28 protein-coding genes are annotated in these 26,950 nt (G+C 37.4%); 16 read left to right on the forward strand and 12 right to left on the reverse strand.

Going from position 1 to position 26,950, the window contains the following annotated elements:
• Window positions 1–120: 120 nt before the first annotated feature.
• The 3 genes from PN497_RS19015 to PN497_RS19025 form a co-directional block, all read right to left on the reverse strand.
• Window positions 121–846: a Uma2 family endonuclease gene (locus PN497_RS19015; RefSeq protein WP_096570482.1), complete on the reverse strand. Its 726-nt coding sequence runs from the start codon at window positions 844–846 to the stop codon at window positions 121–123.
• 26 nt (window positions 847–872) lie between these two features.
• Window positions 873–1,385, reverse strand: coding sequence for a CDP-diacylglycerol--glycerol-3-phosphate 3-phosphatidyltransferase (pgsA, locus tag PN497_RS19020; protein WP_096570484.1), 513 nt, complete (start codon window positions 1,383–1,385; stop codon window positions 873–875).
• 127 nt (window positions 1,386–1,512) lie between these two features.
• Window positions 1,513–2,079, reverse strand: coding sequence for a Uma2 family endonuclease (locus PN497_RS19025; RefSeq protein ID WP_096570486.1), 567 nt, complete (start codon window positions 2,077–2,079; stop codon window positions 1,513–1,515).
• A gap of 115 nt (window positions 2,080–2,194) precedes the next feature.
• Between PN497_RS19025 and PN497_RS19030 the strand changes: the two genes are divergently transcribed.
• Window positions 2,195–3,601, forward strand: a complete 1,407-nt coding sequence (locus PN497_RS19030; protein WP_096570488.1) for an aspartate ammonia-lyase — start codon at window positions 2,195–2,197, stop codon at window positions 3,599–3,601.
• 193 nt (window positions 3,602–3,794) lie between these two features.
• Here the strand turns inward: PN497_RS19030 and PN497_RS19035 are convergent, their stop codons facing one another.
• A complete protein-coding gene (locus tag PN497_RS19035; RefSeq protein WP_096570490.1) occupies window positions 3,795–5,441 on the reverse strand; it encodes an alpha/beta hydrolase in 1,647 nt (548 codons plus the stop codon).
• A 266-nt stretch (window positions 5,442–5,707) separates the two neighbouring features.
• Between PN497_RS19035 and PN497_RS19040 the strand changes: the two genes are divergently transcribed.
• The 5 genes from PN497_RS19040 (at window position 5,708) to PN497_RS19060 (ending at window position 9,513) form a co-directional block, all read left to right on the forward strand.
• Window positions 5,708–6,679 carry a DUF362 domain-containing protein gene (locus tag PN497_RS19040; protein ID WP_096570492.1) on the forward strand — a complete coding sequence of 324 codons (972 nt, stop codon included), beginning with the start codon at window positions 5,708–5,710 and terminating at the stop codon, window positions 6,677–6,679.
• 463 nt (window positions 6,680–7,142) lie between these two features.
• The gene (locus PN497_RS19045; protein WP_096570494.1) at window positions 7,143–7,334 is read left to right on the forward strand and encodes a hypothetical protein; all 192 of its coding nucleotides are present in this window, start codon (window positions 7,143–7,145) and stop codon (window positions 7,332–7,334) included.
• Between the two features lie 202 nt (window positions 7,335–7,536).
• A complete protein-coding gene (locus PN497_RS19050) occupies window positions 7,537–8,049 on the forward strand; it encodes an inorganic diphosphatase (RefSeq protein ID WP_096570496.1) in 513 nt (170 codons plus the stop codon).
• Window positions 8,050–8,212: 163 nt separating this feature from the next.
• Entirely contained in the window at window positions 8,213–8,596 is a 384-nt protein-coding gene (gene panD / locus PN497_RS19055; RefSeq protein WP_096570498.1) for an aspartate 1-decarboxylase, read from the forward strand.
• Window positions 8,597–8,607: 11 nt separating this feature from the next.
• Window positions 8,608–9,513 (forward strand): MBL fold metallo-hydrolase, encoded by a 906-nt coding sequence (locus PN497_RS19060; protein WP_096570500.1) that lies wholly within the window; start codon window positions 8,608–8,610, stop codon window positions 9,511–9,513.
• A 43-nt stretch (window positions 9,514–9,556) separates the two neighbouring features.
• On the opposite strand, the gene PN497_RS19065 is transcribed toward PN497_RS19060, so the two are convergent.
• The 8 genes from PN497_RS19065 to PN497_RS19100 form a co-directional block, all read right to left on the reverse strand.
• The gene (locus tag PN497_RS19065) at window positions 9,557–10,591 is read right to left on the reverse strand and encodes an anthranilate phosphoribosyltransferase family protein (RefSeq protein WP_096570502.1); all 1,035 of its coding nucleotides are present in this window, start codon (window positions 10,589–10,591) and stop codon (window positions 9,557–9,559) included.
• A gap of 107 nt (window positions 10,592–10,698) precedes the next feature.
• Entirely contained in the window at window positions 10,699–11,640 is a 942-nt protein-coding gene (locus PN497_RS19070) for a LysR family transcriptional regulator (RefSeq protein WP_096570503.1), read from the reverse strand.
• A gap of 194 nt (window positions 11,641–11,834) precedes the next feature.
• A complete protein-coding gene (locus tag PN497_RS19075) occupies window positions 11,835–12,278 on the reverse strand; it encodes a QcrA and Rieske domain-containing protein (RefSeq protein ID WP_096570505.1) in 444 nt (147 codons plus the stop codon).
• A 72-nt stretch (window positions 12,279–12,350) separates the two neighbouring features.
• Window positions 12,351–12,557, reverse strand: a complete 207-nt coding sequence (locus PN497_RS19080) for a type II toxin-antitoxin system HicA family toxin (protein ID WP_096570507.1) — start codon at window positions 12,555–12,557, stop codon at window positions 12,351–12,353.
• Entirely contained in the window at window positions 12,554–12,757 is a 204-nt protein-coding gene (locus PN497_RS19085; RefSeq protein ID WP_096570509.1) for a type II toxin-antitoxin system HicB family antitoxin, read from the reverse strand. Before PN497_RS19085 ends, PN497_RS19080 begins: the two co-directional genes overlap by 4 nt.
• Window positions 12,758–13,026: 269 nt before the next feature.
• Window positions 13,027–13,488, reverse strand: coding sequence for a DUF29 domain-containing protein (locus tag PN497_RS19090; RefSeq protein WP_096570511.1), 462 nt, complete (start codon window positions 13,486–13,488; stop codon window positions 13,027–13,029).
• Between the two features lie 284 nt (window positions 13,489–13,772).
• A complete protein-coding gene (locus PN497_RS19095; RefSeq protein ID WP_096570513.1) occupies window positions 13,773–14,177 on the reverse strand; it encodes a type II toxin-antitoxin system VapC family toxin in 405 nt (134 codons plus the stop codon).
• A 5-nt stretch (window positions 14,178–14,182) separates the two neighbouring features.
• Window positions 14,183–14,479 carry a hypothetical protein gene (locus PN497_RS19100; protein WP_096570515.1) on the reverse strand — a complete coding sequence of 99 codons (297 nt, stop codon included), beginning with the start codon at window positions 14,477–14,479 and terminating at the stop codon, window positions 14,183–14,185.
• Window positions 14,480–14,799: 320 nt separating this feature from the next.
• Here PN497_RS19100 and PN497_RS19105 point away from each other — a divergent pair, with 320 nt between their 5' ends.
• The 10 genes from PN497_RS19105 to PN497_RS19150 all read left to right on the forward strand — a co-directional run bounded on the left by PN497_RS19105 (window position 14,800) and on the right by PN497_RS19150 (window position 26,930).
• Window positions 14,800–16,350, forward strand: coding sequence for a ferredoxin--nitrite reductase (locus tag PN497_RS19105; protein ID WP_096570517.1), 1,551 nt, complete (start codon window positions 14,800–14,802; stop codon window positions 16,348–16,350).
• 113 nt (window positions 16,351–16,463) lie between these two features.
• Window positions 16,464–17,789, forward strand: a complete 1,326-nt coding sequence (locus PN497_RS19110; protein WP_096570519.1) for a CmpA/NrtA family ABC transporter substrate-binding protein — start codon at window positions 16,464–16,466, stop codon at window positions 17,787–17,789.
• Between the two features lie 108 nt (window positions 17,790–17,897).
• Window positions 17,898–18,740, forward strand: a complete 843-nt coding sequence (gene ntrB / locus PN497_RS19115) for a nitrate ABC transporter permease (protein WP_096570521.1) — start codon at window positions 17,898–17,900, stop codon at window positions 18,738–18,740.
• 100 nt (window positions 18,741–18,840) lie between these two features.
• Complete coding sequence (locus tag PN497_RS19120) at window positions 18,841–20,787, forward strand: ABC transporter ATP-binding/substrate-binding protein (protein WP_096570523.1); 1,947 nt, start codon at window positions 18,841–18,843, stop codon at window positions 20,785–20,787.
• 195 nt (window positions 20,788–20,982) lie between these two features.
• Window positions 20,983–21,825: a nitrate ABC transporter ATP-binding protein gene (locus tag PN497_RS19125; RefSeq protein ID WP_096570525.1), complete on the forward strand. Its 843-nt coding sequence runs from the start codon at window positions 20,983–20,985 to the stop codon at window positions 21,823–21,825.
• 121 nt (window positions 21,826–21,946) lie between these two features.
• Window positions 21,947–24,127 carry a molybdopterin oxidoreductase family protein gene (locus PN497_RS19130; RefSeq protein ID WP_096570527.1) on the forward strand — a complete coding sequence of 727 codons (2,181 nt, stop codon included), beginning with the start codon at window positions 21,947–21,949 and terminating at the stop codon, window positions 24,125–24,127.
• 130 nt (window positions 24,128–24,257) lie between these two features.
• Entirely contained in the window at window positions 24,258–24,716 is a 459-nt protein-coding gene (locus PN497_RS19135) for a phosphate-starvation-inducible PsiE family protein (protein ID WP_096570529.1), read from the forward strand.
• Between the two features lie 186 nt (window positions 24,717–24,902).
• Window positions 24,903–25,358 (forward strand): nitrate reductase associated protein, encoded by a 456-nt coding sequence (locus PN497_RS19140; protein ID WP_096570531.1) that lies wholly within the window; start codon window positions 24,903–24,905, stop codon window positions 25,356–25,358.
• 48 nt (window positions 25,359–25,406) lie between these two features.
• On the forward strand, window positions 25,407–25,532 hold the full coding sequence (locus PN497_RS19145) for a hypothetical protein (protein WP_265586215.1): 126 nt from the start codon (window positions 25,407–25,409) through the stop codon (window positions 25,530–25,532).
• A gap of 27 nt (window positions 25,533–25,559) precedes the next feature.
• Window positions 25,560–26,930: a PrsW family glutamic-type intramembrane protease gene (locus PN497_RS19150; RefSeq protein ID WP_096570533.1), complete on the forward strand. Its 1,371-nt coding sequence runs from the start codon at window positions 25,560–25,562 to the stop codon at window positions 26,928–26,930.
• Window positions 26,931–26,950 lie beyond the last annotated feature (20 nt).

The raw sequence follows: 26,950 nt of genomic DNA on the forward strand, positions 1-26,950 counted from the left end.
ATGAGTCAGGAGTCAGGAGTCAGGAGTCAGGAGTCAGGAGTCAGGAGTCAGGAGTCAGGATAAAGAACATTCCTATTCTCTATTCCCTCTTAAATGTCACCTGTCACCTGTCACCTGTAATTACAAATCATCAGGATTAATTCCCAATTCTCGTAACTTTGCCGCTAATTTATCACCCCGTTTTCTTTCCTTTTCCACAGGGGTAAGAACCCAGTTTCCCGTGCTATCATACCAGCGTAACCATAAACGTTCAATACCTTCAAAGCTGCCTTGCCAAAGTCCCAAACCTAACTCTATTCCTGGCATCCAAATTTTACCAGAACTCACATCTATTTCTTCATAGCGATCTGCCACTAATTGAAATGCTTGTAATTTATCAGTGTATCTATCAAAAATAATATAATAAGGTACTCTGACAATTCTTTCATACACTTCCCATTTTGTAGGCGGTTGGTTAACTTCTCTCAAAGTTCTGCCTAAATCTTCTTTCTCTGTTTTTGGTGATAATAATTCTACCATGACAAGAGGAGCAATGATTTCTTGCCACATTACATAACTTAAACGTAATTCTCGTTGATCAAACAAACGAGAAACACCAACCACCGCAAACCAATCAGGTCTTTTATACCATAATGGATTACGAGTATCATAATAAAGATTTAAATCTGACGCTACAAATACCTGATCTGGGGGATAATTAGGAGGTAAAAAGGTATCTGTTAACAGTCTCGGTTGTAAAAGATGAAATTCGTCAGGCAACCCTGAATACTCCACGTACTCACTAGGAAGATCATACATGGTAGGGAGGGTTTCTTGAGCAGGAATTGGTGGATCTGTTTGATACATATTATTTATCCTTGATTTGTTCTTGTTTAGTGTTCTTTTTTTGCTGGTATTAGATAAATTATTCCCGAAATTACTGTTAATATTATAGATACCCAAAAGGCAATCAAAGCCGGAATTTGCCAAGCTGCTGATAAAGGTGCTATGAGTAAAGCTATGGCGATAATTTGACTGACTGTTTTTAATTTACCCCAAATATTCGCACCGCTGATAGTGGTTTGATTAACACGCCAACCTGCTATGGCTAATTCTCGTGCTAATATTATAAATACTCCCCAAGCTGGGATTTTTCCTAGTTCTACTAATACTAATAATGGTGCTAGTACCAAGAGTTTATCTACTAATGGATCTAGAAATTTTCCTAAGTCTGTAATTTGGTTCAGTTTTCTGGCTAAATATCCATCTAACCAGTCTGTTAATGCTGCTATTAAAAAGATGGTTAAACAGACCCATTTAGCTTGGGGTGTGGGAATATATAAGCCATATAATAAAAATGGTATTCCTATGAGTCGGGAAAAGGTGATTGTGTTTGGTATGTTCATGATTTTTAAAGTTTGTTATTTTCGGTTTTTTCGTTTTATTACAGGTTTTTTATGAACGAACCGCAAAGTACGCAAAGAACACAAAGAACACAAAGAGGTTTTATAATAAGTCGGGAATATTTTGTATCTATTTTAATTTTAAGCATTCAAATAATTCTCCTAATGTTAAATGTAAATCTTTCATTATTTCGGGAACTGGTAATATGTCTGTTTCATTTTCTAAATAAATTGGTTGTTGGTTTTGGGGATAAATTATGATATTATATTCTTCGGGAATAATTAACCAACCTAAGCTAGTACCATGATTTAAACAATGTAAAATATTTTTGGTGGGTTTGGCTATACTTTGTTCTGGAGAAAGAATTTCAATTGTCCAGTCTGGATGGGTATTAAAAGCATTTTCAATGTTACCTTTTTCATCTACGGGTATTCTATCCCATGCAAATACCGCTATGTCAGGAACTATGGAACGTCCCCCAAATGTACATCTTAACTCTGGAAATGCTAAAGCAATTTTAGCATCTTCAACTACATTGTTAATCGCATTAACTGTTTTCCCTTGTAATCTGCTATGTTTACCTTGTGGCATGGTTTTTTGAATTATTTCTCCGTTAATATATTCGCTTGCTGGTTTGGTTTCTGGTAGTTGTAAAAATTCTGCTAAAGTTAATTTACGAGTGGGTGTTGTTACCATAATATTTTTACCTTTTAGTATTTAACCCAAGTTTATCCTAAAAAAGATTGCTAAATTAGGCTTTTAGCATCCTCACGTGGGATGATCTGTATTTTCAGATAACCTACGACACACTATGACTAACAATACAGATTTTCGCATTGAACGGGACTCGATGGGCGATCGCCAAATACCCAACAACGTCTATTATGGTATTCAAACCCAACGCGCTGTTGAAAATTTTCCCATCAGTGGTTTAAAACCTCTACACACCTACGTCAACGCAGGTTTATATATCAAAAAAGCTACCGCTATCGTCAATGGTGAATTAAATTGTATTCCCGCAGATATTAGCAAAGCTATCATTCAAGCAGTTGATGAAATTTTAGCCGGTAAACTCCGTGATCAGTTCGTAGTTGATGTTTACCAAGCAGGTGCAGGAACATCTCACCACATGAACATTAACGAAGTTCTCGCAAACCGCGCTTTAGAAATTTTGGGAGATGAAAAGGGTAATTATAAACGAGTTAGTCCTAATGATCATGTTAACTATGGTCAGTCTACCAACGATGTCATCCCTACCGCTATCCGCATCGGTGGTTTATTAGCACTTTCCCAAACTCTACACCCTGCTTTGGAAATAGCAATTTCTACCTTAGAAGCAAAAGCGGTGGAATTTCACGATATCGTTAAATCAGGAAGAACTCATTTACAGGATGCAGTACCCGTGCGTTTGGGTGAAAACTTCCGCGCTTGGGCGCACATTCTCAGCGAACATCAAAACCGATTATACACCGCTTCCGGTGATTTGATGGTTTTGGGTTTAGGTGGAAGTGCTGCGGGTACAGGAATGAATACCCATCCTGAATACCGGAAACGGGTAGTAGAGACACTTTCCCAACTATTAGAAATACCTTTAGAACCAGCACCCCATTTAATGGCCGCGATGCAAAGTATGGGTGCGTTTGTGAATGTTTCCGGTGCTGTGCGAAATTTAGCTCAGGATCTAGTTAAAATCTCCCATGACCTGCGTTTGATGGACTCTGGACCCAAAACCGGGTTTAAGGAAATTCAACTACCCCCAGTGCAACCAGGTTCTTCCATTATGCCAGGTAAGTATAATCCCGTAATGGCAGAGATGACATCAATGGTATGTTTTCAGGTGATGGGTTATGATCAGGCGATCGCTCTTGGATCACAAGCAGGACAATTAGAATTAAATGTGATGATGCCTCTTATTGCCTATAATTTAATTCACAGCATTGAAATTTTAGGTAATACAATTGCGGCTTTAACTAACAGTTGTATTCAAGGAATTACTGCCAACAAAGAAAGATGTTTAGGTTATGCTGAGGGTAGTTTGGCTTTAGTTACTGCTTTAAATACTCACATCGGTTATCTTAATGCTGCTGCTGTCGCTAAGGAGTCTTTGGAAACAGGAAAGTCTCTCCGTCAAATAGTTTTAGAAAAGGGTTTAATGACTGAGGAAGAATTAGCTGCTGTTTTAGATTTGGAACAAATGAGTGCGATTATACCTTTATAACCAGGTTGGGTTTACCGTGTGGAAACCCAACAAACCCTTGTAAATGTTGGGTTTCGTTCCTCAACCCAACCTACGTTATTTCGTTGTTTTGGGCTTAACCGAAAAGTATTGGGTAGGGGTTTAGCAGTGCTAAACCCCCATATAAGTTGAAGTTTATCATCATTTGTGGGAATCATTTGATATACTCAGCTACCTACTGACCCGCCATCATTTCCAGAACTTGAGGAGGAAGTTCTCGGACTATGCGAAATGGGAAAAGACGAGTTGAGGCGATTTGAGCATATTCAGACGTGAGGAAAGGCGCATATTGACTAGCTTCAGGGGTTAATTGTGCAGCCATGGCGAGGGTAATAGCACAGAGAAATTTACGCACATCTTTAGCCTGTTCACCAGTAATTTCTCGGCTCAAGATGGGAGTATCGGGAATGTAACTTTGATCTACGGTAAAATCAGGGTCTTTGACACTTAAATGACTAGCCCCAATTACACCTACTAACCATTTTGGGGAACGAATTTTAGCAAAACTCAGGACTTGTTCTGTTAAGGCGGGGGTGGTTTTATCTGCGGAACTGGCGAAAACTAATGTGGGGATTTGTATTTTGGCTAAACCACTATCACCAAACATCAGAGATGATATGGGATTAAGAGCGATCGCCTGTTTCACCCTCCCATCTCGCAATTGATAGGTTTTTTCTGGTAATTCTTGGGCTACACATTGCACCACCTCACCTAAACTCCCTTGGACCAAGTTCCGCTGACACTTTTGTTTGAGGTGATCAATTTGTAACTCACCTCCTGCTAATGCCAAAGCAGTACCACCTCCAAAGGAATGACCCACAACCATGACATTATTAGTGGCCAGCTTACCTTGTAAGGGATTATTAGGTGATTGATTGAGCTTTTCCAATTCATCCAGGATAAAACTAATATCACGGGGGCGGTCTAAAAATTCTTGGGGTTCAACCAGTCGTTTTTTACCTTGGTAAGCTGCATTGCTACTAGCTTCATTACTTCCAGGATGTTCTGGGGCTGCAACTACATATCCATGGGAAGCCAAATGTTTTGCTAAATAACGCAAGTCAGTACCCACTGAACCCAAACCATGAGAAAAAACAATTAGGGGTTTATTGACCGTTGCCGTAGTTGAAAAGTAAATGTCTACGGGAATTTGTCGTTGTCGCTTTTGGTCGTTGTAACTTAAGCTAAGTGTTTGTACTTCTGCTTTTCCTGCTTCCGCAGGGTCCAAGGCAGAATTAAATTTCACTTCTGTGGGGTTAAGCAAAGGAGCGATCGCCAACATAAACTGCTGGGTGCGGAAAAAGGCACTATTCAAATTCCGCAGTACATTAATCGCCTGGGGCAAATTAATTTGTAAGTGCTTACTAGGATACGCCTCAATAAAACTGAGGACAGATAAGCCTTGTGGGGAATTAGCCCCTAAAATTAATCCCGCCTTTATGGCCTTTACCCCGGCTTGATCCTTACGACTAATAGCCGTAGAGATATCACTGAGAATAGTCGTACCAATTTGTGTATTGATTAATCTATCTAAAGTTACAACATTGATGGGGATTGTGTTTTTCAATCCTCCCAGTAAAAACTGGCGTTGCTCCTCGGTCATTCTTTTGGTGTAAAGTTCTAAACTATCTGGTAATTTGCCAGTTTCCACAGCTTTTTTCAACTCTGCTAAGGATACAGATTCTTTTAGAGGACCATAGCGGATAATTACTGTATCTGCGGCCATTGCAGAGGTGTTAACTTCACAAAACGGTGTTACAGCAATAACACAAAATGCACCTGCAAATATTTTCAACTTCTGCCAGCTTTTCTTTGTAAACATCTTGGTATAGGACTCCGTTTTAATTATTGTCAAAGATAGTTAACTTATCTGATTCATTTACGCTGAACATTTGGAGAGCATTGATTGACAAAGCTCGAACTCTAACGATAGCAATACCATCATTACTGACGGTAAAGGCGGAATCTCTCAAAGTACCAATATCAGTAATTATAGTTCACATAGTGTTATATATTGTTTCCCTCTTACCTGAATTTTAGCTAAAAATAGTCTATATTGTGATATATTAACGCAATTATTAATGAATTATGCAGACACCAAAACCAGCCGTTAGTTTAATTCGGGCTAAATCTTACGAACAAGATGCTTTAAGAGAATCCTTAACCACGCTATTAGAACCTTTGGGGGGAATAGCAGCTTTTGTGAAAAGGGGCGATCGCGTACTTTTAAAACCTAATTTACTCACCGGTTCTCGTCCTACTAAAGAATGTACCACACGCCCAGAATTAGTCCGCGCTGTGGCTGAAATGGTGATGGAAGTGGGAGGTAAACCATTTTTGGGAGATAGTCCCGCTTTTGGTAGTGCTAAAGGTGTCGCTACAGCTAATGGTTTATTACCAATTTTAGAAGAGTTGAATATTCCTATTGTGGAATTTCACGGTAAACGTTATCAAACTGTGAATGATGATTTTAATCATCTGCTATTATCAAAAGAAGCCATGGAAGCAGATGTTATTATTAACTTACCCAAAGTTAAATCTCATATGCAATTAACTGTAACTTTGGGTGTGAAAAATCTCTTTGGTTGTGTGCCTGGAAAAATGAAAGCTTGGTGGCATTTTGAGGCGGGAAAAGATACCACAAGGTTTGGAGAAATGTTGGTAGAAACTGCTAGGGCAATTAACCCCAATTTAACAATTTTAGATGGTATTGTTGGTCATGAAGGTAATGGTCCTAGTGGTGGTGAACCTCGTGATTTAGGTGTTTTAGCAGCATCGGATAATGTGTTTGCTTTAGATCGGGCAATGTTAGAAATTCTCAAGGTTGCTCCTTTACAAGTTCCCACTATCGCAGCTTCTCAAAGATTGGGTATTTGTCCAGAATTAAGTGAAATTGATTTTCCTAATTTAACTCCTGAACTTTTGCAAATAGAAGATTGGCGTTTACCTGATAACTTAATGCCAATTGATTTTGCTATGCCTCGTGTAATTAAATCCACTTTTAGGCATCTTTATATCCGGTTTATTAAAGAACCAATGGATGCTTATGCTAAAGGCTAAAAGCTCAAACATATCCTAAATTTTCTCGCTTCTCGTTCCCATACTCTGTATGGGAATGAATTTTCAAAGGCTCTGCCTTTGGTAAAATCAGAGGCCGAGCCTCTATATTGCATTCCCAGTCTGAGACTGGGAACGAGAAAATCTAAAATCTAAAATCTAAAATCTAAAATTGCTGTAAATGCACAATAAAATTAATAATTCTGTGACTACGATCACTAAATCAAGTGATTTTGATGTAGTTAAACGAATTTCCGGAAAATATTAATTACTCCATGAAGAAGCAGATATTTGATATTTCATTTGTAACAAAAATGCCATGTATAAAAAGCTCCTATGCCATTTTTGCAACAGGATAAGTTTCTTTAAAGTTAGCAGCTTGACTTGAGAAAAATAGCTAAAATAGAAATGAAACTCTCTGAAAAAGAGTATAACTACAAGTGATAGGAACAAAAAAATTTTTTGTATGAATTCAAATAGCCAGTCTGCCAAACCTCCCGACACATATTCCCAACGTGTGGCAGACATTGTGGGAACGGCGATCGCACTCGTGACCCTGACCCTACCTGTATTTATCATTTCCCACTATTCTTCACCTATTGTTCCCAATCATCATCCGTCAACCCTGACATACGATTTAGCCAGAAGCAATAAATAACTGTTTCTACATCCAGTTTAGTTGTGCTGTAGCAATTTTAATTTAACCATACATTAGCAGATCCCTGATTTCTCCCAGAAGTCGGGGATCTGTATTTTTTGCCTAAAGCCTTGGGAACAGATGCACAATTGTCCTAAAATCTAACACGGGGAGCCAAACTGCGTGCTACCTGGATTCTCACTATAAGCGAAGGAGTTTTGTTGTGGATTTATCTCTTATTCCTGCCCAACCTAAACCGGGTGTGATTAATGTTTTGATTGAAATAGCAGGTGGGAGTAAAAATAAATACGAATTTGACAAGGATTTAAACGCTTTTGCCCTAGACCGGGTGCTTTATTCTTCGGTAAAATACCCTTATGACTATGGCTTTATACCCAACACCTTAGCTGATGATGGTGATCCTCTGGATGGGATGGTCATAATGGATGAACCAACTTTTCCAGGTTGTATAATTCCTGCAAGACCAATTGGTTTTTTGGAAATGATTGATGGTGGCGATCGCGATGAAAAAATTCTTTGTGTTCCTGCCAAAGATCCACGTTATGCCAATGTAAACTCCCTCAAAGACATCCATCCCCACCGTTTAGAAGAAATTGCTGAATTTTTCCGTTCTTACAAAAATTTGGAGAAAAAGGTAACAGAAATTCTCGGTTGGCAGGATGTAGACAGGGTTGCACCCTTAGTCGAAAAGTGCATCGCTGCTGCTAAAAAATAATAAATGATGGTTAATGGGTAATGGGTAATGGGTAATAGGTAATGGGTAATGGGTAATAAATTCATTCTTCCCAATCACCAATTACCAATCACCCATTACCAACCACAAACCTGTTTAATAGAATAAAACTACTCCCGGTTGTTGCGGAACAACCCAAAACGAAATGCAGCGCACTCTCCTTTTGGCTAAAATTCATAACTGTACCCTCACAGGGGCAAATATTAACTATGTGGGTAGTATCAGTATTGATCAAGTTCTTTTAGATAAAGCTGGTATTTTACCCTATGAACAAGTACAAGTAGTGAATAATGCTAATGGCAAGCGTTTTATTACTTATGCAATTTCGGCTCCAGCTAACTCAGGAATCATTGAGTTAAATGGAGCGGCCGCAAGGCTAGGCATTATAGGCGATCGCTTGATTATAATGGCTTACGGGCAGTTTACACTAGAGGAGTTAAAACATTACTCTCCTACGGTTGTCATTGTGGACGAAAAAAACCGGATGTTAGAAGTAAGAAACTACGATGATCTGCTCAGTAAGCTCTAAGTTCAAGGAAAATGTCAAATCTTGAGCGTTCTGATTCCCAAAACTACGTCAATGATCAATTAACTCCTCCGCTCAATCACCCTGCTGGGGAGTTTTGGGTTAAATTTTGGGGTGTACGAGGTTTAATTCCTACCCCAAACAGTCACACCTGCCGCTATGGTAGTAATACTGCTTGTGTAGAAATATACGTAGCAGGAAAACGCTTGATTTTTGATGGAGGTACTGGTTTACGCATTTTGGGAAAAACTTGGCAACAACAACAACAGGTACTAGAAGCCCATTTATTTTTTACCAACTCCCAATCAAATCGTATCCAAGGATTTCCCTTTTTTGCCCCCGCATTTGTTACAGACAACTGCTTCCATATTTACGGTACAGCTGCTTCCAATGGTGCATCAATTAAACAATGCCTCTGTGATCAGATGCTCCAACCTCACTTTCCCTACCCTTTACAAATGATGCAATCAGAGTTGTTGTTTTATAACATGACTCCTGGTAATGCTGTGGAGTTAGGTGAGGTAAAAATTACAACCGCACTAATTAATAAAACTCAGAGATCAATTGGTTACAGGATAAATTGGGCAAACCACAGTATTGCCTACGCTACAGATTTACATAATAGTCTTGATATAGAAGAGCAAAACCAGATTTTGCCCATTATTCAAGGTGTTGATTTATTGGTTACTAATGCTACTTATACTCCGCCTACCAATAAAAATCATGAATATGCTGAATTACTCTGGAAAACTCCAGTAGATTTAGCGCAAAGTGCTAATGTGAAAAAATTGATTATATCTCACCATCACCCAGATGATGATGATTATTTTCTGGATAAAATTCAGGATGAAGTTAAGTCTGCTTTTCCTAATGTTTTATTAGCTTGTGAAGGAATGGTGTTATCTGTAGGTGACAGGTGACAGGTTACAGAATAAATATTACTTGTTCCCCATTCTTCATTCTTCATTCAATTACCTCTTGTAGTTTAGCTGCGACTACACCACTGCTAAATAATTCTTTGGCTTTGTCTATACCTGTTTGCATATCTGGAGAAATGCCACAGTGCCATAGGTAAAAGCCTCCATTCCATAAAGTTGTTTGCATCAGTTCGCTGTCATTTCCAGCTAGAACAGACTGCATATCTTTGATGAGTTCTTCGGTTGTACCCAGGGGGACGTTTTTGGGGGTAAAACCATATTCACGGGGTGCAAGGTGTAACCTTTCTATTTCTTGTGTTGTGGAAGATGACACGCCAATAATTGCTGTGCGATCGCGTGGTAAGTCACAACTACCTTCTAAACCTTTGACAAAGGTATATTTTTTTACGCCTTGTAAATCTAAAGCAGTTTGAAACATGGCTTCAGTGGGTGGATGGACAAAACCGGCGATAATGTGAGCATCACCAGCATAAGGACACCAAATTAATTCCATTGTCGCTAATGGTGGCCGTTTTCCTAATTGTTCTCGATATTCCCAAAGAGCGTTAGTGAGGGGAAAGTGGTTAGGTGTGTAAATAAAACCAAGATGAGTTTTATTAAATATTTCTTGGATTTTTTCTAGAGATAAATTAGTCCAATTTAATCCTAAATTTTGCCAAATTTCTATTAAAGGTAAACCGTATTTTGTGGGATAGCGAATTCCTCCATGCATAATTACAGGTTGTCCCGCAGATGCTAATAATAAAGCTGTAATAATATTAATTGGTGCAGTGCGAGTTCTACCATCATAGGGAATACCCAGTACAATGGGAATTTTATTATTATTAATTGGTTGTAATTTTGGTCCTAGTTCATAATAAGCATCTAACATTCCTGCTAATTCTTCACCTGTGGGACGTTTAATACGGTGAGCAATTAAAAAAGCTCCAATTTGTGCAGGTTTAGCTTCAGCTAATAACATCATTTTCATGCCGGTATAAGCTTCAGTGCGAGTTAAATTTTCTGAAGTATGACTACCGCTACCGACTTTTTGGATAAATTCTTTAAATGTATTAGTCATTAGTTAGGGAATGGGGAATGGGGAATAGGGATTATATTTTGGATTTTGGATTTTCTTCAGTTATTTCCAATCTAAAATCTAAAATCTAAAATCTAAAATCTAAAATATTAAGATGCTGTGCGCTGTTGTTCTAATTTTGGGGGAATGTTATCACTTACTAATTGCCAAAAATGTTGAATAGGAGGAATTTGTAAACGGTCTTGAGTTGTTACCATGACTACGCGACGAGTCAAACTAGAATTATCACCTAAATTACTATTATTGGCTAGGGGACGGACGGCAAGACTAGGATCAAACTTTGCTTCTATTAATGCTGAATAAGGTAATAAAGCTATTAGTTCTCCTTGACGAACTACTCCGCGAAAAGCATCTAAAGTGTTTACTTCTAAAGCTGCGGGTAATTTGATTCCTAGTTTATCAAATCTATCTTGAATTAAACGCTGCATTCCATAACCATCTTTAAATACTACCTGGGGATATTTAATTAATTCATTCCAGGGTATAGATGCAAATTTCGCCAGGGGATGATTTGCTGCTATTAATACTTCTATGGGTTCATCATATAATGTTTGTACGACCATTTCTTTACCAGTGATCAAAAAGCGATTGTGCATGACTATTGCTAAATCTACAAGTCCATCTTTGAGGACTTTGAGAGAGCGATCGCTTCCTAATGATGTTACTCTTAATTGCACTTCTGGATAATCATGACAAAACTGTTGTAAAATTGGCGGTAGGTAAGAAGCACAAAGAGAATGAATTGCAGCAATACATAATTCTGGCTGTTTTCCTGCCATTAAATCAGTTAATTCTGAAATTGCTGTATCCCATTCTTGGCAAATTTTCCGCACACGGGGAAGTAAACGTTCACCTCCCAATGTGAGTTTAGCGTGGGTGGTTCTGTGAAACAGTTCTACACCTAAATCTGCTTCTAAACCTTGAATTTGTCTGCTAATTGTAGATTGGGTGACACCACATTTTTTAGCAGCTTGTTGAAAACTGCCAGTTTGGGCGATCGCCAAAAAAGCTTGTAACTGCTCTAAACGCATAGGTAGCAGGAATTACATTCCCAATTTTAATAAACTTAACAAAGTTAACAAGTTGATTACATTATTTTAGTAGATTATGATACAAAATTTTGTAAAAATTTCTGATATTGCAGTCAAAATTCAGTAGGAGTTTAGCATTGCTAAACCCGTACAGAATAAAATCATCTTGATGCTTGATTGAGTAATAAAAATCTTTAGTAAGCTGGTTTAACAAACACAGAATCGTTTTCAATTTTAGCCAGGTAGGTTCTTAGTGGTTTTTCGGCTGGTGCTGCTTGCACTTTACCATCACGGGCAAATTTTGCATCATGACAGGGACAGACAAACTGATTTTTATCTGTTTTCCATGCAACAGTACAACCTTGATGAGTGCAGGTAGGGTTAACAGCAATTAAATTTTTTGCAGCTTTAGATGTACCAACTACCAACACTGCACCTACTGGGGAATTTGGTACTAATAATTGCCCTGTTTTGTCTAAGTCTGCCACAGTACCGATTTTTTGCCAGTCTTTAGCAGCACCCTGAGAAGGGGAAGATGCAGTTGTGGTTGTATCTGTGGTACAAGCTGCGATCGCTACAGGTAAAGAACTTGCTAATAAACCTAAACCTACCCAGTTGAAAAATTCACGACGTTTCATAGATGCTGTAATTTATGGTTTGATTTTTGACTATTGTTTATTATTACTCATAAATTAATTTTTGTCGTGAATTTAATCAAGATAATCAAATAATTCCGCTTGTTTTAATAAATGTCTTAGTAATCCTATTTTAATATCTTTATTGCCATGAATAGGCACAGATATTTTTACATTCATACCCGGTTTACCATAAATATGATGACTTCCTTGGATTCTAATTAATACCCAATCATGTTTTTCCAAGATTTTAGCTAATTCCTTACCCGTCATTGATTTCATATAACTATTTCTAAAACCTTAGCATTATCTTGTAGTTGAATATCATTGATATCTACTGATAAATAGCCTTCAATAGCTTCATATAAATTTTGTAAAAGTTCCTCAAAAGAATCTCCTTGAGTAGCACAACCTGGAAGAGAAGGAACTTCCGCCCAATATCCGCCTTCTTCTGCTTGATGTACAATGATTTTTAGTTTCATGATTTTACCGTTAATTGATTGGATTATGATTATAGCACAATGTAGTTAAGTTAATTGTAACAGTTAATTTTGATGATAATTTCTCACATATTGCTTAAACATAGGCAACATTGAAAACAATATTTTCTCACCTTTGGTTTTCTCAACTAAATATCTTTTCTGCCAGGATTCTCAACCATTAATAAAATCAGTACAACATCCCCAGCAATTTGTAATTACCAGGGGAGGAAATTAGATAATCTTTGAAAATTCGCTCATTTTAATCATTTTCACTGAAACCAGTTTTCATCTAAGATTTGTTCTAAAGAACTGATGGGAATAACAGGGAATGTATCAAGGGGAAGTTGAGAACGATCTGATGCTTCTTTTCTAGCCTCTTGATAACATTCATCAAATATTTCTAAAATGTAAGGTTTTAAACTAGGACTATCTTTGATTTCATCTTTTATTTGTATTCTAAATGTTCTAATTTCACCTTTCCAATGTCCTTGATTTTGTTCTCTTTCCTGTTCCCAGTATTTGAGTTGTAGTAAATGTACAAGCAGCTTAATTAATAAACTTTTAATTGTTCGCTTCTGACTTCTACCCATAGTTTCTAATTCTTCTAATAAGTTCTCTAAATCAACAGCAGAAAATTGTCCTGTGCGAAGTTGGTTGATAGTTGTTTTTATCCACAGGTAATAATCTTGATCGTATAGGGTTTGAGTTTTGGGTTGTGTTGATGTAACCATATACTGGTGAGGATTTTGCTATTTATTTTATTGTAGCCTTAATTTAACGACTCAGATAATTGATAAGCTGTTACGCAGCTAAATTGTATAATACTCATATTCTTAGCTCCTGTGGAACTGGCATCTTGCCTGTTCAAGTTTACAAATTAAATGCACACATGAAATATGGCTAACGCCACGCTTCGCTATCATTTCATGGTGGGTGCGGAAGCAAACAAATAATATGTTCTTTTTCAATTAATTTGACACCATTAAGCTTTTGCTTCACCTCTACAAAAAATTCCTTATTCATCTAGCCAATTTTCAATCTTTAAACCATCAACCCGCAACAAATCACTATCATTAGAAACCACAGTAAAACCCTTAACAATAGCAGTTGCAGCAATTAAAATATCTTCCGTTTGAATAGGTAAACCTCTTAACCTGAGATTTGCATGAACTTCTGCTGCTTTTTCTACAATTGCTAAATCATCCAAAAAAATGATTTGATAATCCTTACAAAAATTATCAAATCTTTCTAATTGTTTAGTTGCGTTAACAGCAAACAAGCCTCTTTTAACTTCAAAGTAAGTAACACAACTGATACTCAATAATCCTTCTTGCGATTGAAATTGTTTTAGTTTTTGCTTAATTATGGGATTATTTTTCAGTTCTAAGGAGACAATATTGGTATCTAATAAATAAGTCATTTTCGCTACTTCCGTTTAATCATTTCATCAAAAATTGCTAATTGTTCGGGGGTTAATTCATTTAATGTCCCTGCTACTGCTTCTGTCGTCATAATCCCACTACAACGGGACTTCAATTCCTGATAATCCATACTATTAAACTCCGCAATTGGTAAGTTTTGCTGAAATAAATTACATAACTCTTCCACCATTTCCTCTGCATTTAATTCTTCCTTAAATAACGGGCGTTCTTCCATCAAAATCTTCACAACTTTCTCAATTCTTTCGTTCATAGATTCTTGTTGATTTTGAGTTAATAACATAATCTTTCTTCCATTGAAATCATCATTTATTCCTATTCTATCAAATTTTTAAAGATTACTGTTTATCCTCACTTGCACCCATAAAAACCATTGATTATGCAAAACCCGCAACACCCATATCCGGTTTCTGCATAATTCTAGAAATTTCGTAACAAGCTATACGAATTGTGATGAAAATTCACCTTAACTTATCAATATCGAATTGCTACAACCACCAACCAGGAAACTACTATCAGTTGTTTTCTTAAAAGTGGAAAGTACAGCACCGATAAGAACACGGATAAACAATTAACTCAGTCCTGTTCCCAAAAAACAACATAATGACAGAAACAGCAACTACCACCGAAAAACTGAATAAATTCGAGAAATTCAAAGCTGAAAAAGACGGACTTGCAGTTAAAGACGAAATCAGCGAATTTGTGAAAATTGGTTGGGAAGCAATGGACGAAAACGACCTCAACCATCGCCTAAAATGGTTAGGTGTATTTTTTCGTCCAGTAACACCCGGAAAATTTATGATGCGGATGCGGATACCTAACGGTATTCTCACCAGCAGTCAAATGTATGTTTTAGCAGAAGTGATACAGTGTTACGGTGACGACGGCAGCGCAGATATCACGACCAGACAAAATATACAACTTCGCGGGATCAATTTTTCAGATATTCCTGACATCTTTAATAAATTTAACACCGTTGGCTTGACCGCCATCCAATCCGGTATGGATAATATCCGTAATATTACAGGTGATCCTGTAGCTGGTTTAGATGCTAACGAGTTGTATGATACCAGAGAATTAGTACAGCAAATTCAAGATATGCTGACTAATAAAGGTGAAGGAAACCCAGAATTTACCAATCTTCCTCGTAAATTTAACATTGCTGTAACTGGAGGAAAAGATAATTCAGTTCACGCAGAAATCAATGATTTAGCATTTGTACCAGCATTTAAAGAAGGATTTGGTTTTAATGTTTTAGTCGGTGGTTTTTTCTCCGGTAAACGTTGTGAAGCAGCTATTCCTTTAAATGCTTGGGTGAAACCCGAAGAAGTAGTTAGTTTATGTAAAGCCATTGTTGAAATATTCCGGGATCATGGTTTACGTCTTAACCGTCAAAAAGCCCGGTTAATGTGGTTAATTGATGAATGGGGTTTAGAAAAATTCCGTTCAGAAGTAGAAAAACGCTGGGGAAAAACATTCACACCCGCAGCACCAAAAGACGAAATTGATTGGGAAAAACGGGATCATATTGGGATTTATCCCCAAAAACAACCAGGATTAAATTATGCAGGTTTAAACATTCCTGTCGGTAGATTATCTGCTGATGATATGTTTCAACTTGCCCGGTTAGGTGAAGTTTATGGCAGTGGCGAAATTAGATTTACAGTTGAACAAAATGCGATTATTCCTAATATTCCCGATTCAGCTTTAAACACATTTTTAACTGAACCATTGTTAAATAAATTTGGTGTTAATCCTGGTTTATTAATGCGAGCAGTGGTATCTTGTACAGGCGCACAATTTTGTAACTTCGCATTAATAGAAACAAAAAATCGTGCCGTTGCCATGAGTAAAGCATTAGAACGGGAATTAATATTATCAAAACCCGTCCGTATTCATTGGACAGGATGCCCAAATTCTTGCGGACAACCCCAAGTAGCAGATATTGGCTTAATGGGTACAAAAGTCCGTAAAAATGGGCAAACAGTAGAAGGTGTTGACATTTATATGGGTGGAAAAGTTGGTAAAGATGCTAAACTAGGAACTTGTGTACAAAAAAGCGTTCCTTGTGAAGATGTACAACCCATATTAAAAGAAATACTCATTCAAAACTTCGGTGCAAAAGTTCGGGAAGAAGCCTTAATTTCCCATTAAATAAACCGAAAAATATAGACATCATTGAAAACCCCAATCAAACCTGGGCAATGATTTTCTATTAGCATAAATCTAAAATCCAAAATCTAAAATCGAACAACTGAGAGTTGAAAATGAGCAATATTTCCCGCAGAAAATTTATTATTACTTCCAGTTTAGCGGCAGCGACTTCCATTATAGCGCACGGTTGTTCATCTAATAACTCTCAGTCAGCAACAACAGATAGTGCAGCTTCTTCCACTGCCCAACTTGCTAACAATTCCACAGTTAGTAATGCTCCAAAAGTAGAAACAACCAAAGCTAAATTAGGATTTATTGCTTTAACTGATGCTGCACCTTTAATTATTGCCAAAGAAAAAGGTTTTTTTGCTAAATATGGCATGACTGATGTAGAAGTTAGCAAACAAAAATCCTGGCCAGTAACACGCGATAACCTGAAAATTGGCTCATCTGGTGGTGGTATTGATGGCGCACATATTCTCAGTCCAATGCCTTATTTAATGACCATTAATGATAAAGTTCCAATGTATCTATTGGCCAGATTAAATACCAACGGTCAAGCTATTTCTGTGGCTGAAAAATTAAAAGATTTAAAAGTCGGCTTACAAAGTAAAGCTTTAAAAGACGCTGTAAATAAAGCCAAAGCTGATAATAAATCTATGAAAGTTGCCATAACTTTTCCCGGTGGTACTCATGATTTATGGATTCGTTATTGGTTAGCTGCTGGTGGTATTAATCCTGATCAAGATGTGGTTTTAGAAGCAGTTCCACCACCACAAATGGTAGCTAATATGAAAGTTGGTACTGTTGATGCTTTCTGTGTAGGTGAACCTTGGAACGCGCAATTAGTTAGCCAAAAATTAGGTTATACTGCTTTAACTACTGGTGAATTATGGAATGATCATCCCGAAAAAGCTTTTGCTATGCGAAAAGATTGGGTTGACAAAAATCCTAACGCAGCACAAGCATTATTAATGGCAATTATGGAAGCACAACAATGGTGTGAAAAGCCAGAAAATAAAGAGGAAATGTGTAAAATTTGTGCTGACAGAAAATACTTTAATGTGGCTGTGGCTGACATTTTAGAACGTTCTAAAGGTAATATTGATTATGGTGATGGACGCAAGGAAGAAAACTTTGCCTATCGGATGAAATTCTGGGCTGATAATGCTTCCTATCCCTATAAGAGTCATGATACTTGGTTCTTAACTGAAGAAATTCGTTGGGGTTATTTACCTAAAGATACGAAAATCAAAGAAATGGTTGATCAGGTAAATAGAGAAGATTTATGGAAAAAAGCAGCTACAGCTTTAGGAGTAGCAGCAGCAGAAATTCCTACAAGTTCTTCCCGTGGTGTGGAAACATTTTTTGATGGGGTAAAATTTGATCCAGAAAAACCAGAAGAGTATTTAAAGAGTTTACAACTTAAGAAAGTTTAAGTAGTAGGGGTAATTCATGAATTACCCCTACCCGTTACCTTTGGTATATTTATTCAATTTTTCAGGTTCACCCAGAGGCGCAGAGAAAAGAGAATTAAGGAGTAAGAAATGGCTGCTAGTGTTGGAAGTCGTAGAGTTAGTAGTAAACAGCAGAAAGTAATTAATAAGTTTTTAGTAAATAAAGTAATACCACCAATCTTTGGTTTATTGATTTTTCTGGTTTTGTGGGAATTACTTTGTTTAATTCCTGGTTTTCAGTTACCTGGTCCGATTGAAACATTTTCTGAAACTTGGGACCCTTTTATTATTCAGCCTTTTTTTGATAATGGTGGCAGTGATAAGGGTTTAGGTTGGCAAATATTGACCAGTTTAGGACGGGTAGCTTTAGGTTTTTCCTTAGCAGCAGTTGTAGGGGTGGTTTTAGGAATATTTATTGGGGTGAATAAGTTTTTATATAATGCTGTAGATCCAATTTTTCAAGTATTAAGAACTATTCCTCCTTTGGCTTGGTTGCCTATTTCTCTCGCTGCTTTTCAACAAGCTAACCCTTCGGCAATTTTCGTAATTTTTATTACTTCAATTTGGCCGATTTTAATTAATACAACTGTGGGTGTACAAAATATTCCCCAAGATTATGTAAATGTGGCTCGCGTTTTACGTTTACGTAAGGACAAATATTTCTTGAAAATTGTGTTCCCGGCAACTGTTCCTTATATTTTCACAGGTTTGAGAATTGGTATTGGTTTATCTTGGTTGGCAATTGTCGCAGCAGAAATGTTAGTTGGTGGTGTGGGTATTGGTTCGTTTATTTGGGATGCCTACAACACGAGTACAGAAACTAATTTGAGTGAGATTATTATTGCGTTAGTTTATGTTGGTTTGGTGGGTTTATTGTTAGATAGAATGGTGGATTTTATTGCTGATAAAGTTGTGCAAACAGAACACAAATAATTCTCAGATCCCCGACTTATAACATCTATTTATAATTTAATTACAGCCTGAAAAAGAAGTCGGGGATCTAAACGAACACCAATTACCCATTGCTAAACCTATGAAGACTTTTTTAGAAATTGACCACGTAGACAGAATATTTAACCTCCCTAATGGTGGTAAATATATCGCTTTAAAAAATATAGAGTTGAAAATTCGCCAGGGTGAATTTATTTCTTTAATTGGTCATTCTGGTTGTGGTAAGTCCACTTTACTTAATATTATTGCTGGCTTAGATAGAGCTAGTATTGGTGGGGTGACTTTGGAGGGTAGAGAAGTTAGAGAACCTGGTCCAGATCGGATGGTAGTTTTTCAAAATTATTCCTTACTTCCTTGGTTAACTGTAAGAGAAAATATTGCTTTAGCTGTTGATGAAGTACATCAAAATTTACCTTTAAGAGAACGTCGAGAAATAATAGAAGAACATATTGATCTGGTGGGTTTACGACGTGCAGCTAACAAACATCCTAGTGAGTTATCTGGGGGGATGAAACAACGAGTTGCGATCGCCCGTGCTTTAGCTACTCGTCCGAAATTGTTGTTATTAGATGAACCTTTTGGTGCTTTGGATGCGTTAACCAGAGGTAATTTACAAGAACAATTAATGAAAATTTGTAATGAACACAAAATTACCTCTGTGATGGTGACACATGATGTTGATGAAGCTTTATTATTGAGCGATCGCATTGTTATGTTAACCAATGGACCAGAAGCACATATTGGGCAAATTTTAGAAGTTCCTATTCCCCGTCCCCGTCAACGTCTGGAAGTAGTTAACCATCCCAGTTATTACAACTTGCGGAACGAAATGATCTACTTCCTCAACCAACAAAAACAAGCAAAAAAACGCCAAAAACAACCCACAGCCCCAGCAATTATTTCTAACAAAAATTTAGAAAAAGTACATTTAGAAATTGGCTATATTCCCCTCACCCAAGCCGCACCTTTAATAATTGCCAAAGAAAAAGGTTTCTTTGCACAATACGGTTTAGAAGTCAACCTTCAAGCCGAAAATAGCTGGAAAGAAATTGCTAAAGGTGTAGCTACAGGTAAACTTGATGCAGCCCAAATGGTAGCAGGAATGCCCCTAGCAATGACATTAGGTGCAAGTGGTAAAACGCCCATTTCAATGGTTACAGCCATGACCCTTTCTCGCAATGGTAGTGCCATTACTTTCAGCAAAGAATTATTTAATAATGGGGTTACAAATTTAGCTGAATTTCACAAAATTATCAACGCTGATCTAGACAAAACCAATACCTTGGGAATTGTTCATCCTGCATCAATGCAGAACTTATTATTACGCTATTGGTTAGCGGCAGGAGGAATTGAACCAGATATAGATGTCAGTTTAATGACAATTTCACCAGAGGAAATGGTGAATGCTTTAAAAGATAAAAAAATTGATGGTTACTGTGTTGGAGAACCTTGGAACACACACGCAATTGCAGAAAATATAGGTTCTATTATTGCCATCACATCAGAACTTTGGAATGGACATCCTGATAAAATTTTAGGAGTGCGAGAAGACTGGGCGCAAGAAAATCCACAAACACATTTAGCATTAATAAAAGCCCTATTAGCAGCCTGTGAATATTGTGACGACACTCGTAACCGGGAAGAAGTTCTCACATTAACTAATTTAGATTTAGATTCTGGTTTAATAGATAATTACCCACAAAATAATCACCATCAAAAACAAACTTCCCATCAATTTTATTTCCATAAAGCCAACTATCCCGACCGTAATGAAATGCTATGGATATTAACCCAATTAGCCCGATGGGGTTTAGTAGCTTTCCCCAAAAACTGGGTAGAAGTCATTGATAGAGTTTGTCGTCCAGATATATTTGGTGCAGCCGCAAGAGAAATGGGCATTTTAGATATTGGACGAGAAGAAACAATTCAACTATTTGATGGCAAAATCTTTAACCCTTCCGAACCAATTGAATATCTCAAAAGTTCGGAAATTAAACGCCAGCTTCGCGTTGAAGAGGTGTTTATGTAAAGAGTACGGGCGAAGCATTCGGAAAATAGGGACACAAATTGATAATTAGTCGCCCAAATGCTGATGCTTCCAGCACGCTTCGCGAACGCCCGTACAGGAGTCAGAATAATTTTATATTTTAGATTGGAGTTGACAAAAATAATCCAAAATCCAAAATCCAAAATTGAATTACCCATTACCTATTAGTAAAAAACCATGACAATATTAAACTTCAATAACAAAACCAACAAACAATCACGACCCCAGAAACAAGAAGACTTTTTAGTAATTGAAGGAGTCAACAAAATTTACCCCACTGCCGAAGGTCCATATACCGTCCTAGATGACATTAACCTGAAAGTACGTGAAGGCGAATTTATTTGTTTAATTGGACATTCCGGTTGTGGAAAATCCACACTTTTAAATATGGTTTCTGGGTTTAATAAACCTACAAACGGTGTAGTGTGTTTACAAGGTCAACCCATCACCGAACCGGGACCCGACCGGATGATGGTATTTCAAAACTATTGTTTACTACCTTGGTTGAATGTTTTTGATAACGTTTATCTCGCTGTTGATTCCGTATTTCCTAATAAAACCCAAGTCGAAAAACGGGCAATAGTTAGAGAACATTTAGCAATGGTAGGACTAACAGAAGCAGCCCAAAAGAAACCCAATCAAATATCAGGAGGAATGAAACAAAGAGTAGCCATAGCCCGCGCTTTAGCTATTCGTCCCCAAGTCCTGATTTTAGATGAACCATTCGGTGCTTTAGATGCCATCACCAAAGAAGAATTACAAGAAGAACTACTGCAAATTTGGTCAGATCATCAAGTCACAGTTTTAATGATTACCCATGACATTGATGAGGCACTTTTTCTAGCAGATAAATTAGTCATGATGACCAACGGACCAGCAGCAAATATTGGCGAAGTTTTAGAAATTCCCTTCTCTCGTCCTCGTAACCGTCGCCTCATCATGGAAAACCCAGAATATTATCATTTGAGAAATTACGCTTTAGACTTTCTCTATCGTCGTTGCGCCCACATTGAAGAGTAAATTCTTAAATAACTCACGCAAAGACGCAATCTCAGTCAGGAGATCCCGCAGGGTAGAACGCAAAGAAAATGCAAAAACCTCTCTCTGCGTCTCTGCGTGCAATAAAAAAATCCCAAATATTATGAATGAAATTACAAAAACACTTTGCCCTTATTGCGGAGTTGGTTGTGGGTTAGAAGTCACCCCGCCAGCACAACATGGAAAACCTACAAATAGAGACAGCGAAGGAACACCAACTTGGCGAGTTAGAGGAGACAAAAATCATCCGTCAAGTCAAGGAATGGTATGTGTAAAAGGTGCAACAATTACCGAAGCAATTCACAAAAATAGATTACATTATCCCATGTTTAGAAAATCATTAAATCAAGATTTTCAACGCATTACCTGGGACGAAGCCTTGAATATTATCACCCAAAATATTCAAAAAACATTAGTTAATCACGGTGCAGAATCAATCTGTATGTATGGTTCTGGACAATTTCAAACAGAAGATTATTATATTGCCCAAAAATTACTCAAAGGTTGTTTAGGAACTAATAACTTCGATGCTAATTCCCGTCTCTGTATGTCTAGTGCGGTATCTGGGTATATACAAAGTTTTGGCTCTGATGGACCTCCTTGTTGTTATGATGATTTAGAATTAACAGACTGTGCTTTTTTAATAGGAACAAATACCGCAGAATGTCACCCTATTGTATTTAATAGATTAGCTAAATATCATAAAAAAAATCGTCATGTAAAAATGGTAGTTGTAGATCCCCGTCGCACTCCTACCGCCCAAGCAGCAGATTTACATTTAGCTATTCGTCCCGGTACTGATATTGATTTGTTAAATGGAATTGCCCATTTATTAATGAAATGGAATTATTTAGACACAGCTTTTATTGATGATTGTACTAGCAATTTTCCAGATTATGCAGAAGTAATTCGTCATTATTCTCCTGATATTGTTGCCCGTCAATGTGGTATTTCTATTGAAGATTTAGAAACGGCTGCAAAATATTGGGGTAAATCAAAATCTGTACTTTCTTTATGGTCAATGGGTGTTAATCAATCTTCTGAAGGTACTGCAAAAGTTAGAACTATTATTAATTTACATTTAATGACTGGACAAGTCGGTAAACCCGGTGCTGGTCCTTTTTCTTTAACAGGTCAACCTAATGCAATGGGAGGTAGAGAAGCAGGAGGTTTATCGCATTTATTACCAGGATATCGGTTAGTAAAAAATGCAGAACATCGCCAAGAAGTTGAGGACTTTTGGTGTTTAGAAAGGGGTAAAATTTCACCTATTCCTGGTTTAAATGCTTGGGATATGATTACAGGTTTAGAATCTGGAAATGTCCAATTATTATGGATAGCTGCAACTAACCCTGCTGTGAGTATGCCAGATTTAGAACGGACTAAAAAAGCGTTATTAAAATCTCCTTTTACTATTTATCAAGATGCTTATTATCCAACAGAAACTACTGCTTATTCCCATCTTTTATTACCTGCTGCCCAGTGGGGTGAAAAAACTGGAATTATGACTAATTCTGAAAGAAGAGTAACGTTATGTTCAGCTTTTCAAACACCACCAAAAGAAGCAAAACCAGACTGGGAAATTTTCGCAGAAGTGGGCAGAAGATTAGGTTTTCAAGATAAGTTTAACTTTCAAAATTCCGCCGAAGTTTATCACGAATTTGTTCAATTAACTTGTGATCGTCCTTGTGATATGTCTGGTTTAAGTCATGAGTTGTTATCAATAAATGGTCCAACTCATTGGCCTTTTTCTCAGGGTAAAAATTCAGAAACTCAACGTTTATATACAAATTTACGTTTTCATACTTCAGATGGTCGCGCTAAGTTTGGTGCATATTATTCTAAAGGTTTAGCTGAACCACCTGATCCTAATTATCCTTTTATCTTAACTACTGGAAGATTATACGGGCATTGGCACACCCAAACCCGCACCGGAAGAATTGATAAAATTAAACAAATGCACCCCGAACCGTTTCTAGAAATTCATCCCCGTGATGCAGAAAAATTAGGTATTGTTGATGGTCAGGTGGTGGAAGTGCGATCGCGTCGTGGTTCAGCTAAGTTTCCTGCTAAAATCACTCAAGCTATATCCCCCGGTACTGTTTTTGTCCCCATGCACTGGGGTAAGCTATGGGCAGATGATGCTGAAGCTAACGCTTTAACTCATTCTGAATCATGTCCTGATTCTTTGCAACCAGAATTAAAAGCTTGTGCTGTGCAGTTAGTTCCAATTTCTGTAGAAATTACCACCAAAAATTATCAGCTTCAGTCTTCACAATGGTAAGCTTCACAATGGTAAACTTCTAAGTAAATTCCTCAAGAACGGCTAATATAGTCCATAATCTATAGTAACGATTATTCTTGATGATTCTTGAAGATTTATTTTGGAGTATCAATTGGAGTGTGAGAAACTAATGAAGAGATTATTTAAGCAAATTAAAGCTTGGACTAGCGACGATAACTTCATGCACGTCATTGAAAACATCGAAGTAATAGTTTCTAAGATTCTCTCCATTTTGATGGTAATAGTTATTTTTGTGGCAATTTCAGATTTAAGTATTTTTCTGTTCAACGAATTATTTAATGCGCCCTATGGTGAATTTAAGAAAGTTGTATTTAAGGTATTTGGTTTATTTTTAAATATTCTCATTGCTTTAGAAATTTTAGAAAATATCACAGCTTATCTCAAAAAGCACGTTTTTCAAGTTGAATTAGTAATTGTTACTTCTTTAATTGCTGTTGCCCGAAAAATTATTATTCTAGATTTAGAAAAAGTCACAGGAATTGATATTATTGGTTTAGGAATTGCTGTACTTGCTCTTTCAATTAGTTATTTAATAATTCGTTCTAGTAGGTCTAATGATCAAAATTAGCTTTCAGCATTTGGCTGAAAGCTAATGCCTAACGGCACGCTACGATAACAGCAGTCAGCAAGATACTAAAAAACACAAATTTCATCTGCAAAATTTTCCTAATCCACACTTATAGGTAAAAGCTGATTACTGATAGCTGATTACTTACATAAAATCCAAAATCTAAAATCCAAAATCTAAAATCCCATGACAGCCGAATTTTTTGAATTTGAAGCAGATTTTGTTGAATCTCTCCGTTGTATACCGATGCAAGTCCGTTACAAATTGGATACCTGTGGTATTAAATTGAAATTGTCTGATTGGCATCAGATGACTACATTAGAACGTGCTAATTTAGTAGAATTACCTTGTGCCAAAGAAACAGAAATTCAATTTTACCAAGATTACCTACAAAAATTAATTTTAGAACATACAGGCAACCAAGCTACTAAATTACCCATTGAACCTCATCCCCCTTGGATGGACATTGCAACTATACCACCCAGTGTTCAGGAAAAAGCACAAGCAATAGGTGTGACTATTACCTTACAAAAGTGGGAAAAGTTAACTCAATTACAAAGGTTCGCTCTCATTAAACTCAGCCGTTCTGGACATGAAAACAACAACTTTCCCAAAGCAATAGCAGAATGTCAGATAACTTAGCCTCCTGACTTCTGACTCCTGACTGCTGTTAATTCAACATTTTGTATTTTGAACTGGAGCAAAGCATCGGTTAGTGAAGCTATAGTTGTATTTATCGGAGGTGCTGCCGTTTCTCAGGCTAAGATTAAGTCTACTACCCAAACATTTGATCGCGTAGCATGGCATAAGCCATGAATTTGTTTAGACACACTCACTAACTCGATGACAGGCAAAAACGCAAGACAGAATGCATTTCTGCGGCTAGTGTCTAGTAATGAAGTAGCTTCCCAGTCAGAATCTCGCTACTCACTGCTTCCGAATCAAGAAATGGTCATTGGACGTGATCCTAGCTGCCAAGTTGTCTTGGATGCCATGATGTACAGGATGGTGTCTCGTCGTCATGCAGTGGTTCGTCCCCTCTCCCTATCACCAGATGGCAGATTTAGCTGGGTGATTTGCGATTTAAATAGTGCCAATGGTACTTTTTTAAATGGTCAACTTTTGGTAGGTTCTCAGGAATTACACCACGGCGATCGCATTTCTTTGGGTGCTGATGGTCCACAATTCATATTTGAGCATGAATTTGTTTCCCAACCAACCGTAATCACAACTAACCAAGGTACAGCAAGAGCCTCTACCAAAAATGGAAAACTGCACTCACAGCATGACTCTGTTAGTTTCACACAGCTATTTCCCATCATTTCCACCGGTAAAGATTTAACTCGCAAAGCTTACCTCATACCAGGAATATTAACAGTAATCTTTGTAGTGTTAATGTTCGGTACTGTAGGTCATCCCCAAGCAAATCAAGTAATTGTTGGCTCTTATATCGCCTCAGCTGCTTATTACTTTGTTTACCAACTTTGCGGTAAACAAAAGCCTTGGTGGGTACTCATAGCTATGGCAGTGAGTACAATGCTAATTTTAGTCAGTCCTTTATTAGATTTTTTTATCTTTGTATTTCGCGTGATTTTGCCTGGTAGTTTACCCTCATCTCAAGATTCTATTACCTTCACCGAATTACTGATCAGAATGTTCTTTGGTGCAGGTTTAATGGAGGAATTACTCAAGGCATTACCAATATTAGCTGCATATTTCATCGGTGATTCAGTACCATCACCTTGGAAAGAACGGATCGGAGTTTGGGAACCACTAGATGGCATTCTTCTGGGAACTGCTTCTGCTGTGGGTTTTACTTTGCTGGAAACTCTTGGCCAATATGTACCAATGATTACACAAAATGTCACTCAACAATCAGGAGTAGGCGCAGGTCAACTGGTGGGTTTACAACTATTAATTCCCCGCATTTTAGGTTCTGTCGCTGGACACATGGCTTATAGCGGCTATTTAGGCTATTTTATCGGGTTAGCTGTCCTCAAACCTTTGATGGGTTGGCAAATTCTCACTGTTGGTTATTTAAGCGCCTCCGCTCTCCATGCTTTATGGAATGCTACTGGTTCTATTAATGCTTTGCTGTTGGTGGTTGTCGGTGTTTTATCTTATGCATTTTTGATGGCCGCAATTCTCAAAGCACGAGCATTATCACCCACGCGATCGCAAAATTTCGCTACTCGCTTCCTCGAACACAAGTAGGGTTTGCGGTTCGCGTAGCG

Source organism: Sphaerospermopsis kisseleviana CS-549, assembly GCF_028329225.1.
Taxonomy (GTDB): Bacteria; Cyanobacteriota; Cyanobacteriia; order Cyanobacteriales; family Nostocaceae; genus Sphaerospermopsis; species Sphaerospermopsis kisseleviana.